The sequence below is a fragment of the Alcaligenes faecalis genome, from assembly GCF_002443155.1.
In the GTDB taxonomy this organism is placed as follows: domain Bacteria; phylum Pseudomonadota; class Gammaproteobacteria; order Burkholderiales; family Burkholderiaceae_B; genus Alcaligenes; species Alcaligenes faecalis.
On record NZ_CP023667.1, the window covers coordinates 1,209,699 to 1,221,694 of the forward strand.

The 11,996-nt window shown below is 58.7% G+C and carries 9 protein-coding genes; 7 read left to right on the forward strand and 2 right to left on the reverse strand.

Going from position 1 to position 11,996, the window contains the following annotated elements:
- Window positions 1-4 precede the first annotated feature (4 nt).
- From CPY64_RS05555 to CPY64_RS05565, 3 genes are all read left to right on the forward strand, one after another.
- Entirely contained in the window at window positions 5-1,918 is a 1,914-nt protein-coding gene (locus tag CPY64_RS05555) for an FUSC family protein (RefSeq protein ID WP_042488986.1), read from the forward strand.
- Window positions 1,918-2,382 carry a MarR family winged helix-turn-helix transcriptional regulator gene (locus tag CPY64_RS05560; RefSeq protein ID WP_042488983.1) on the forward strand — a complete coding sequence of 155 codons (465 nt, stop codon included), beginning with the start codon at window positions 1,918-1,920 and terminating at the stop codon, window positions 2,380-2,382. Before CPY64_RS05555 ends, CPY64_RS05560 begins: the two co-directional genes overlap by 1 nt.
- 127 nt (window positions 2,383-2,509) lie before the next feature.
- A complete protein-coding gene (locus CPY64_RS05565; RefSeq protein WP_042488980.1) occupies window positions 2,510-3,040 on the forward strand; it encodes a CinA family protein in 531 nt (176 codons plus the stop codon).
- A gap of 34 nt (window positions 3,041-3,074) precedes the next feature.
- Here CPY64_RS05565 and acnA read toward each other — a convergent pair whose 3' ends face one another.
- Window positions 3,075-5,729, reverse strand: coding sequence for an aconitate hydratase AcnA (acnA, locus tag CPY64_RS05570; protein WP_042488977.1), 2,655 nt, complete (start codon window positions 5,727-5,729; stop codon window positions 3,075-3,077).
- Window positions 5,730-5,898: 169 nt separating this feature from the next.
- On the opposite strand from acnA, the gene CPY64_RS05575 reads away from it, so the two are divergent.
- Window positions 5,899-6,909, forward strand: coding sequence for a GntR family transcriptional regulator (locus CPY64_RS05575; protein WP_042488974.1), 1,011 nt, complete (start codon window positions 5,899-5,901; stop codon window positions 6,907-6,909).
- A 4-nt stretch (window positions 6,910-6,913) separates the two neighbouring features.
- Window positions 6,914-8,074 (forward strand): 2-methylaconitate cis-trans isomerase PrpF family protein, encoded by a 1,161-nt coding sequence (locus tag CPY64_RS05580; RefSeq protein ID WP_042488971.1) that lies wholly within the window; start codon window positions 6,914-6,916, stop codon window positions 8,072-8,074.
- Here CPY64_RS05580 and CPY64_RS05585 read toward each other — a convergent pair.
- Entirely contained in the window at window positions 8,071-9,057 is a 987-nt protein-coding gene (locus tag CPY64_RS05585; protein ID WP_042488968.1) for an AraC-like ligand-binding domain-containing protein, read from the reverse strand. The two genes, CPY64_RS05580 and CPY64_RS05585, sit on opposite strands and share 4 nt — an antisense overlap.
- Before the next feature lie 303 nt (window positions 9,058-9,360).
- Between CPY64_RS05585 and CPY64_RS05590 the strand changes: the two genes are divergently transcribed.
- Window positions 9,361-10,542, forward strand: a complete 1,182-nt coding sequence (locus tag CPY64_RS05590; protein ID WP_042488965.1) for an ABC transporter substrate-binding protein — start codon at window positions 9,361-9,363, stop codon at window positions 10,540-10,542.
- Between the two features lie 40 nt (window positions 10,543-10,582).
- Window positions 10,583-11,974: an aromatic ring-hydroxylating dioxygenase subunit alpha gene (locus CPY64_RS05595; RefSeq protein ID WP_042488962.1), complete on the forward strand. Its 1,392-nt coding sequence runs from the start codon at window positions 10,583-10,585 to the stop codon at window positions 11,972-11,974.
- The last annotated feature ends 22 nt before the right edge of the window (window positions 11,975-11,996 follow it).

The following is an 11,996-nucleotide window of genomic DNA, read 5'->3' on the forward strand; positions in this document are numbered from 1 at the left end:
TCTTATGTTTGCCTTTGCTCCCTGGATCCAGCTGGATCGGCCCGCGCTTTTACATGGTCTGAATATGGCCATGGCTGCCTGGCTATCCTTTGGAATCGCTGTTCTGCTATCCGTTGATAATCCCTTCTGGGCCGCCATGCCGGTGTGGGTCTTGTCTCAAGCCTACCGTGGGCTGGTGTACGAACGGGCTTTGTGGCGGATTCTGGGAACCTTGGTGGGAGCAGGGCTGGGGCTGGCCTTCTTGCATTTGCCCAATCCTTATTTGCAATTGCTGGGCATGGCGCTGGTGGTGGGGGTGGCGTCGGCCTTGACCCATGTGTTTCGGGGCGCCTTTTCCTACTTGCCCATGTTGGCGGGGATTACGATTGGCGTGGTGGTCTTGCCGTCTGTGCTGGCTCCGGATGCGTCATTGGATCTGGCCTTGTCGCGGGTGGAGTGCACCTTGATCGGGGTACTGGTAACCACCTTGCTCTGTTCCCGGACCACACCGCGCAGTCAGCGCAAGACTTATTACCAGCGGGTGCGCGTCCTGGCGGCGGATGCCTTGCGCATTGCTGCCCATGCTTTGGGTCCGTCTTATCAGCAGCCGGATCAGAGCTCGTGGACTCGTGTTCGCCAGGAGATTGTGGATCTGGATGCGCAAGCTCGTATTCTGGCGGCGGGTTCTCTGGATGCTTATCGACGCCTGCCTTATGTGGATGCGTTCCTGTACGCTGTGATCGAGCTTCTGGCCGCCAGCGCGCTGATTGCCCAGCAACGGGAGCGGGGCCTGTCGCCAGTCGCGGATTATGTACAGGACTTGCAGGAACAGGCGCAGCGTTTGCAGGATGGTCTGAGCTTGCGGGTGCTGGGCAAGACAGCCTTGCGGCAAGAAGGACAGATCAGCCTGGCGCGCTTGCGCCGTGCAATGGGACAAATACAAAGAGCGGAGCAGGGCTTGTTCGCTGAACGGGTGCAGCCTGAACGGCACCGTGTTCTGACGACGCCCGCCATCTCGGTGGATTGGCCCCTGGCCATCCGTACTGGCCTGATCAGTGGCTTGGCCGCATTCACGGCAGGCGGCGTGGCGTACGCTTTGGCCAGCCCCGCGCTGGAGTTGATGGCGATTGGGGTGTGTACCTTCTCCATTATTCTGGGTTCCATGCCGCGTCCCCAATTGATGAGCCGAACCATGTTTACCGGGATCGCGGTGGGTGTTCTGGTCGCCAGCTTTTATCGCTACTTCGTCCAGCCGCAGCTGGTCGAAGACTGGCAGGTCATTCTGTCCGTGCTTCCTTTTCTGGTGATCGGCGGTTTGTTACGTGCCAACCGTCCTACCTCGACCTGGGCCTTGGACGCGAATATGTGTTTCCAGTTGGCCAGTCAGGCCGGGATGGCGGCGGTCAGTTGGCCCGTCATCATGAAGGAGTCCTTGCCTTTGCTGGCGGGCTCCGCGGTGGTGTGCAGTGCCTTCTTCCTTTTGCCTCGCCGTACTCATCCTCGTGGGCAAGCCTTGGTAAGGCGTGTGGTGCGTGAACTGTATTCCCTGATCAAGCGTTCGCGTCCACGCCTGTTCCGGGTCTGGCGTGCGCGAGTAGCGCGGCAATGGGTGCGCCTCTGGCACTGGATGGGAGAGCAGACTCCCCATGGCTTGCTGTCCTTGATCAACCTGGGGCATGCAGTGGTGGCGTTAAAGCGGCTCGCCAAACGCGGGCCGGAGCAGCAGGCCTGTGTCGTGCTGGTCTGTGAATTGCTGGAAGGGTTCGAGCATCAGCCCGTGGAATTGGCCCAGCAACTGCTGCGTATCGGCCAGTCGTGTACCGATACGGTATTGATGCAGGCGATTATGGATGTCGCCCAGTCCTTGCAGGGAGCGACACCGATTCTGGTTTATGCTTACCCGCCTAATGCTATGCCTCGTGCTGTGGAGACCTCCTGATGAATCACCAACTTTATGAACGGTTTGGCTTGTCCATGATTGTGCTGGCGCGCCTTTACCGTCGTGAATTGGATCAGACCCTGGTGCGTTACGGAGTGTCCGAGGCCACCATTTTGCCTATCCGCTATCTGGCTCAATTGGGCGAACCGATACGGCAAGGACAACTGGCACGCATGATGCGGCTGGAGGGACCAACGCTGGTGCGCCTGATCGATCAACTGGAGTCCGGCGGTCTGCTGGCGCGCCTGCCTGACGAGCAGGACAAGCGTGCACGCCTTTTGTGCCTGACCGACAAAGGGCGCGACTTTCACGAACGATTGCTGGAGCTGCTGCGCCAGTCTCGTGCTCCCTTGTTTGAAGGGATTCCAGACGAAGATATAGAAGCCGCCTTGCGCTGTTTTGATCAGTTGGCCAGCAATCTGGGGCTGGAGGCAACAGATATGTCCAGCCTGTTCGGGGACTGAACCGTGCTGGCTCCTTAATACGTAAGCGCATGTTCCAGATGGTGAGAGAACCCTGAAGCTGGTTTCCTGTCGTTTTTCTTTATGTTTGAATAAACCGTCCTTGTTTGCTTGATAAGGAGGGTCTGTCATGAACGATGTGGATCTGGCTAGCCTGGTCAAAACCATGAGCGAAGCCAAACTGACGCTGGCAACGGCCGAGTCATGTACGGCGGGTTTGATTGCTTCCACTCTGGCCGATCAGAAAGGGGCGGCCGCTGTGCTCGATTGTGCTTTTGTGACGTATTCACCGCAGGCCAAGTATCGCTGCCTGGGCGTGGACCAAAGCGTGTTGTCGGCAAACAATTTATGCAGCGAGGCAGTGGCCAGAGCCATGGCCAAGGGCGCGGCTGAATTGACTCCTGCCAATCTGATTATTGCCAACACCGGCGTGGCCGATGATATTGCCGAGCCACAGATTCCCGCCGGAACACAATGTTTCGCGTGGCTGTTCAAGCCTCAAGACAGGTTTGATCCTTTGGTGATTTATACCGAAACCATTGTTTTTGACGGTAACCGCGATCAAATCCGGCAGCAAAGCGCACGCTACGCCTTGGGGCGCATCGAGCATTGGTTGCGACTGGCCAAACAAGAACGCCAGGGCGTGAACCCTGGCGTTTGATACCGCTAGCTGGATGAGCTAAGCCTGCAAAGGCTTAGTTCTCCAGGTACTTGCGCCAGACGCGTGGCAGGATACCGCCATGACGCCAGTACTCCATATCCTCAACCGTATCCAGACGCACAATCACCGGCACGGACTGGGTGCTGCCATCCAGACGGTGGACGATCAGTTCGGCTTGTGAACGCACACCCAGGTTTTCTTCCAGGCCCTTCACATCAAAGGTTTCGGTGCCGTCCAGCCCCAGGGTGTCGGCGTTGGTGCCGTCCTGGAACTGCAGGGGCAGCACACCCATACCGACCAGGTTGGTGCGGTGAATACGCTCGAAGCCTTCTGCGACCACGGCCTTCACACCCAGCAAAGCAGGCCCCTTGGCGGCGGAGTCGCGGGAAGACCCGCAACCGTAATTCTTGCCAGCAATCACCAGCAAGGGAACCTGACGCTCCTGATAGGTCTGGGCCGCTTCGAAAATACGCATGACTTCGCCTTCGGGCATCACCTTGGTGACACCGCCTTCCACGCCGGGAACAATCTTGTTGCGCAGACGAATGTTGGCGAAGGTCGCACGTTTGACCACTTCGTGGTTGGCACGACGCGTGGTGTAGTTGTTGAAGTCTTTTTGCTCCACACCCTTGGACAGCAGGAAGTCAGCGGCCGGTGTGCCCAGGCTGATCGAACCCGATGGCGAGATGTGGTCGGTGGTGATGGAGTCCCCCAGAATTGCCAGCGGACGCATGCCGCGCAGGTTGGCGACGGGAGCCGGTTCGCGCTGCAAGCCGTCAAAATAGGGCGGTTTGCGAATGTAGGTGCTGTCTGCTTCCCATGGGTAGTGGCCGCCATTGCTTTCGCGGGCCAGGGCGTCCCAAGGCTCGCCACCGTCGTACAGCTCGGCGTAGCGCTCGATGAACAGGTCGCGGTCGTAAGCGCCGTGGATGGCTTCTTGCACTTCGGCAGATTTGGGCCAGATGTCGCTCAGGTAGACGTCTTTACCGTCCTGGTCTTTGCCCAGCGGGTCGCGGGTCAGGTCCACATTCAGGTTGCCGGCCAGGGCGTAGGCCACGACCAGAGCGGGCGATGCCAGGTAAGCAGCGCGTACGTTGGCGTGAATACGGCCTTCAAAGTTGCGGTTGCCCGACAGCACGGCAGTAGCAATCAGCTTTTCCGATTCAATCGCATTGACGATATTGGCAGGCAGCGGTCCCGAACCACCGTTACACGTGGTGCAGCCAAAACCGGCAATGTTGAAACCCAGCACGTCCAGGTCATCTTGCAGTTGGGCGCGTTCCAGCACGTCGGCGGTTACTTGGCTACCCGGTACCAGCGAGGTCTTGACCCAGGGCTTGCTGCGCAGGCCACGAGCCACGGCGTTGCGAGCCAGCAGACCGGCGGCCATCATATTGGCGGGGTTGGCGGTATTGGTACAGGAGGTAATGGCAGCAATGACCACATCGCCATCATTCAGAGCGAAGTCCTCGCCTTCCACGGGTACGGCACGCTGCGGGTCGTAAGGACGGCCAGCAATTTTCTGGTGATGGGCGGGGAAGGACTGGGCAGCGGTATCCAGATCCAGGTGATCTTCAGGATTGCTGGGGCCAGCCAGGCTAGGCTTGATGCTGCTCAGATCCAGTTTCAGCACGGTGTCGTAAACAGGAGCGGGAGCGGCCGGATCGCGCCACAGCTTTTGAACCTTGCTGTATTGCTCGACCAGATCAATCTGCTCTTGCGGACGGCCTGTCATGTGCATGTAGTGCAGGGCGGCGTCGTCAATGGGGAAGAACACGGCGGTGGCGCCGTACTCCGGTGCCATATTGGCGATCATGCCGCGGTCGCCCAGAGACAGCTCGTCCACGCTGGGGCCGAAGAACTCTACAAACTTGCCGACCACGCCCAGTTCGCGCAGTTTTTGCGTGATGACCAGTACCAGGTCAGTAGGCAGTACGCCGTCATTCATCTTGCCGGTCAGCTCGATACCCACCACGGCAGGCAGGGCGATGGCTACGGGCAGACCCACCATCACGGCTTCGGCTTCAATACCACCCACACCCCAGCCCAGAATGCCCAGGCCGTTAACCATAGGCGTGTGGCTGTCGGTGCCCACACAGCTGTCGGGGTAGACCAGAGCCACGTCCTGGCCTTCTTCGGTCCAGACAACCTGACCAATGTGCTCGATGTGCAATTGGTGCATGATGCCTTTGCCGGGCGGCACGACTTTCACGCCATCAAAGTTGCTGGAACACCAGCGCAGGAAGGCAAAGCGCTCGCCGTTACGTTGGTATTCGCGTGCCAGGTTGACGTCGGCCGCCTTGGGGTTGGCCCAGCTGTCCACTTGCAGGGAGTGGTCAATAATGACGTCAATAGGGACTTGGGGGCGCACGCGGCTGGCGTCACCACCGGCTGCTTGTACGCCTTCGCGCAAGGCCGCCATGTCCAGCAACATCACCAAACCCAGAATGTCCTGACCAAATACGCGGGCAGGGTAGAAGGTGATGCCGTCGCCCACTTTGCGCTGGAGCAGGGAATCAATTTCCTGATCCACGTCGGCGTGACGCACGGCCTTCTGACGACAGAGGTTTTCCAGCAGAACGCGCAGCGAGTACGGCAGCTTTTCAATACCGGGGATGTCGGCGATAGGAACGTAACGTACGGAACGTCCGTTCAGGGACAGCGTTTCTAGGGCAAGAGACTGAGACATGGCAAACGATTCATCCGTAATAAGAAGCCAGGAAAGCAGGGCCAACCTGAGCAAGAATAATCAATAAAATTATGCGTCTGGAGCCTTGATAAAACAATTAAATTGTATTTTGTTTGTATATAATACAATAAAACGATCCGGGATCGCTTCGATTTTTAGGAATGTCGGCATGAAAAGCCAATCTAATTCTTTGCATGTCACCTTGGCGCATCGCCTGCTGGACTACGTGCGGGCAGGGCATTTGCAGGCCGGGCATCATTTGACGGAACAATCGCTGGCCGAAGCGCTGGGTGCGTCGCGCTCGCCCATACGGGGGGCGCTGGCCTATCTGGCGGAAAAAGGCATTGTGGGCGCGCAGCCGCCCCGGCGCGGCCTGTATCTGTTGAAAGGGGCCGACCAGCTTGGTGTGATCGAAGAAGAGCTGGGCACCAGCCAGGACGACCAGATCTACTTGCAACTGGCCCGCGACAAGCTCTCGGGCATTTGGGGCGACACCTTGTCGGAAAACGACGCCATGCGTCGATACGGCCTGACGCGCGAGCGTGTGCGCCGCATTCTGGCGCGTGCCGCCAATGAGGGCTGGATGGAGCAACGCGCCAGCAAGGGCTGGTCTTTTCTGCCCATGATTGACGGCCCCCAGGCCTGCGAAGAAAGCTATACCTTGCGTCAGATGCTGGAACCCGCTGCCATGCTGCTGCCCGGCTTTGCGATTGACTCCACTGTCCTGCGTCGTGTGCGGCTGCAACAGCAAGCCTTGGCCGACGGTGGCTGGCGTCACGCCGGACATGCCGAGATGTATCAGGCCAATGCCACCTTCCACGAAGCCTTGGCGTCCTTGTCCGGCAATCGCTTTATTGCCCAGACCGTGACACGTCAAAACCAGTTGCGACGCTTGCTGGAATATCAGGAAACGCTGGATCGGGAACGTATTCGTCGCCAATGTCTGGAGCATTTGGCGATTCTGGACTTGCTGGAAAAGGGCGAACGCGCCCAGGCCTCCGTCTTGCTGGCTCGCCATCTGGGCAATGCCAGCGAGGAGAAAGTGCAGCAGTTGGAACGACAACAGCAGCGCACGATCCGATCAGACTCTTCTTTTAGCGAACCGATTGTCTCTCACGCCGAACCCATGGAGGAGACGGCGCAATTTTCTTTAATGGCGCAAGCCAAGAACCAGGAATAACGTGATGAAGCAAAAATCCCTTCCCGCCGTGTTCATGCGTGGTGGCACCAGCAAAGCCTTGATGCTGAATATTGCAGACCTGCCTGCCGAGCGCGACGACTGGACGCCTCTGTTTTCCGCCGCCATGGGTACGCCGGACCCTTACGGTCGCCAACTGGACGGTATGGGCGGTGGTGTTTCCTCCTTGTCCAAGGTTTGTATTATCGGCCCGTCCAGCCATCCGGACGCCGATGTGGACTACACCTTTGCGCAAGTGGCGATCAAGGAAGAGAAGGTGGATTACCGCGGCAACTGCGGCAATATGAGTTCTGCTGTGGGCCCTTATGCGGTAGAGCAGGGCATGGTCAAGGTTGAGGATGGCGAAGCGTGTGTACGCATCCTGAACACCAATACCAACAAGATCATCCACGCCCATTTCACGGTGGAAGATGGCCAGCCCCGTTATGACGGCGATCTGTCCATTCCCGGCGTAGGTGGCACAGGTTCGCCTATCCGTCTGGACTTTGTGGAACCGGGCGGTGCCTCTACCGGCTCGTTGCTGCCTAGCGGTGAATTGACCGAATGGCTGGATGTGCCCGGCGTAGGCCGTATCGAAGTGTCGCTGGTGGACGCGGCCAACGCAGCAGTGTTTGTCCGTGCGGCCGATGTAGGTCTGACCGGTCTGGAGTTGCCCGACTGGCTGGAAGCCCACCCTGAAGTACTGGAGCGTCTGGACGCGATTCGTGTACAGGCCTCGGTGCGCATGGGCATTGCTCCCGATGTGGAAGCGGCACGTCAGATTCGCATCGTGCCCTTTGTCTGCATCGTGTCGTCCGCCCAGGACAATCCCACCTTGTCCGGCGACGTGGTTCCTGCCAAAGAGATTGATCTGGTTGCCCGCGTGATTTCCAATGGCCAGCCGCACCGCGCCTTGCCCTTGACCATCTCGCTGTGTACCGCCGTGGCTGCTCGTTTGACGGGCAGCCTGCCTTCGCAATGCCTGTCCGACTCGGTTGCCCCCCAAGGCCCGCTGCGTCTGGGCATGCCGTCCGGCGTACTGACAGTAGGTGCGGAAGTGGAAAAGAAAGACGGCCAGTGGTTTGCCAAGGCCGGCTCCTTCTACCGTACCGCTCGCCGTCTGTTTGATGGCCGTGTCTGGGTTCCCGGCAAGGCCTTGAAAGACTAATCGACGATACGCAAGTCCTGCGAGGGCGAACGCCCGAAGCGGGACTTGTAGTCTGCACAGAAGCGGCCGAAATGGTTGAAACCGCAACGCAAGGCAATCTCGCTGACCTGGGTGCCGGGTGTGGCGGTGCGTATGGCTTGCTGGGCCGCTTCCAGACGAATCTGCTTTAAAAACTGCATGGGGCTCAGCCCCCGTTCGGTGCGAAAGGCCAAGGTCAGGCTGCGCACACTGGCACAGGCGGCGGAGGCAATCTGCTCCAGCGTCAGGGCTTCGTCCAGACTGGCCCGCATGAAATCCTCGGCTCTTTGTACCCGGCGCGAACTGGCCGGGCGCACGCTTTGCTGCAATTGTTGGCTGTAGTTACCCGGCTGGGTATGAAACAGATGCAGCAAAAGATTGTCCTCGGCCTGACGCGACCACTGATCCATTTCCGGCGGCAAATGCCCGCCATAAGCCAGCAAGCTGCCAATCTGGTGCTGCCAGGCACAGCCGTGCGGCGAATCCAGAGACATGCCCGCGGCAAACTCAATCGGCCTGTCCAGGCTCAGGCCCAAGGTTTGACGGGCCACTTCTTCCAGCCGGTGGCGCGGAATCTTCACCAAAAACTGTTCACAGCCCTGTTCCCAATCCAGTTCAACCTGGAGGGAAGGGGAGATCACGCTGGCAATTTTAGGGTTGGCCTGGACGTACTCCCGACCAACCCGAATACAGGATCGTCCCTGTATAGGCACCTGAAACAGCAGAAAGTCTTCCAGAATCCCCGGCGAGACCTGCACCGCCGCGCCATATTTCAGCAAGACAAAGGAAAAGCTGTGGCTGCTGGCATAGCGCAGGGACGCATCGACCGGGCCATCATTCCAGGTCAGGCGGTGCTCGGTTAGAAAACCGGCCGTCTCGCTGCGTGTCTGATCCGGGCAGCGCGATTCAAAGCGCGGCGCACTGTGTTGCAAGGGGGCCAGCCCTGACATAAACCACGCTTGCATGATGTGTGTCTCCAAATTTTTGCCGGTTAGGGATAAGGCTTGCCGTATCTGGATAGCCGCCCATTCTGCGCCGGTCTAATGTATTTCAAACCTAAAACAGTAGTCCTGTCCCGGCACCTTAGCAGATTGGGATACGACTGGGAATTGCTGTATTCACGTAGTCCCTTGGGCCCGTCTTCTCTGGCCGGCAGGACAAGCGCCGCACAAACCACAGGCGTGAGGGATACACAGCTTCTAGCGTATTGGGGGGGCCCAGGCAGAACTGAAGTCCAGTTTTTTGAAAGACAGAGGACGGAGACAAACATGAAAAAACAAGTGGCGTTCTGTATGAGCACGCTGGCTTTGGCCCTGGCCTGTAGCCCGGCATCCAGTCAGGAAGTATTCAAGGTCGGTTTGCTGACCACCTTGTCCGGCCCCGGCGCGGCCATTGGCGCAGAAATCCGTGATGGTTTCGAGCTGGGTCTGAACCACTCGGGCGGCAAGCTCGGCGGGGTGGATGTCGCCCTGACGGTGCTGGACGATCAGCAAAAACCGATGGAAGGCCGTCAGGCCGTGGACCGTCTGGTCAAGCGCGACAAGGTCGATGTGATTACCGGCATGGCCTTTTCCAATGTGCTGCTGCCCGTGATGCCGACGATTTTGAACAGTGACACGGTCTACATTTCCGCCAACACCGGCCCGGCCGATTACGCGGGCGAGCGTTGCCACCCCAATTTCTTCAGCGTGTCCTGGCAGAACGAGGATATTCCCGCCGCCATGGGCAAGTATGTGACCGATCAGGCGCACAAGAAAGTCTATCTGATCGCCCCCAACTATCCCGGTGGTCGTGAATCCATTGAAGGCTTCAAGCGCCTGTTCAAGGGCGAGATTGCCGATGAAGTTTATGTGAAGGTCGGCCAGATGGACTACGCCGCCGAACTGGCCCAAATGCGGGCTTCCGGTGCGGATGCAGTGTTTTTCTTCCTGCCCGGTGGCATGGGCGTGTCCTTTATCAAGCAACTGATCAACTCGGGCCTGTCCTCGCAACTGGCGGTGTACACCCCGGGTTTCTCAGCCGACCAGGACACGATCGCCGCGATTGGTGAATCCATGAAGGGCATGGCCAACGCCGCCCAGTGGTCGCCGGATCTGGATAACCCGGTCAACAAGCGCTTTGTGGCGGATTTTGAAAAGACCTACGGACGCCTGCCTTCCATGTATGCCTCCCAGGGCTACGACGCCGCCTTGTTGCTGGACGGTGCCTTGAAGGCGGACCCCAAAGCCGCCACCGACCGCGAAGCCTTGCGTAAAGCCTTGCGCAGTGCACCGTTCGAATCCGTACGCGGCGCCTTTGCCTTTAACAACAACCAGTATCCGGTGCAGACCTACTACATGCGCGAAGTGGCCTCGAATGAAAAGGGCCAGATGAGCAACAAGATTGTGTCCACCGTATTCGAGCAGTTCCAGGATCATTTTGCACCGCAGTGCAAGATGGAAAAGTCATAAAGAGGGGGTGCGTCAAGCATCCGGCAGCAAGGAGGTAATGATGAGCTATAGCAACGAACAGCTGTCCGCACTGGTGCGGGGAGACAGCGTACATAAATCGGTCTATACCGACCCTGAGATCTTCCGTCTGGAGATGGAGCGCATTTATGGCCGTGCCTGGATCTACATCGGCCACGACAGCCAGGTGCCTAATCCCGGCGACTACCACACCACCTTGTTGGGCGGCCAGGACGTCATCATGGTGCGCGGCAGCGACAAGAAGGTGTACGTGCTGTACAACCGCTGCCCGCACAAGGGCGCGAAAGTGGTGGCTGATGGCTGTGGCAATGCCGGCAAGTTTTTCCGTTGCCCTTACCACGCCTGGACCTTCAAGCTGGACGGTCAGCACCTGGCCGCGCCGATGAAAAACGGCCTGGAAAACACCTGCTTTGATCCCAAGCACCCGGACTTCTCCATGCGCCGTGTGGCTCGTGTGGAAAGCTACCGTGGTTTTGTGTTCGCCTGTCAAAGCGCCCACGGCCCGGATCTGAAAGAGTTTTTGGGCCCCATCATCACTTCCATCGACAATCTGTGCGATCGCTCGCCCGTGGGTGAAGTGGAAGTGGCCGGTGGCAGCTTCAAAGTCTGGCAGCCTTCCAACTGGAAAGTGTTCTACGAGAACCTGCACGACACCATGCACGCCAACGTGACGCACGAGTCGTCCTACGTGGCTGCCCGCGAGCAGGCCGAAGACTACGGCTCCATGCCGCTGGAACTGCACATCATGGACGGTAACGGCGAGCCTTACGGTTTCTGGGAAAAGCTGGACCTGTACGCCTTTGATAACGGCCATGGCTACATGGAAGGCATTTTCAATCCCGGCGCCATCGAAACCGATCCGATCACCAAGGCGCACTACGAAACCTTGAAAGAAGCCTACGGTGAAGAAAAAGCCCTGAACATTCTGGGCGAGAACCGTCACAACAGCATTATTTACGGCAGTGGCTCGCCACACACCGTGTTCCAGCAGTTTCGTGTGATTCGCCCTGTCGCGGTGGACCGCACCCACGTGGAAATTCAGCTGTTCCGCCTGAAGGGCGCACCAGACGATATTTACAAGCGTGGCCTGATGTACGCCAACCTGATCAACTCACCTTCGTCCAACGTGATGCCGGACGACATTGAAGTCTATGGCCGTTGCCAGGAAGGCAACAAGACCAAGGGCGGCGAATGGATCAGCATGCACCGCTACGACGGCACCGACAAGCCTATCGAAGGCGGCATGGTGGCCACCAACGGCACCAGTGAACTGCCCATGCGCAACCAGTTCCGCGCCTGGAAGCATTTCATGACCACCAGCCTGTACGACGCGCCGGCGCAGTCGGAAGACAGTGGTAAAGCCACGGTGCGTTCGGCTTCTGGTGAGCCTATCGCCCCAGCAACACAGGCTTAAGCGGGCTGCTGTCCGAGCCAAG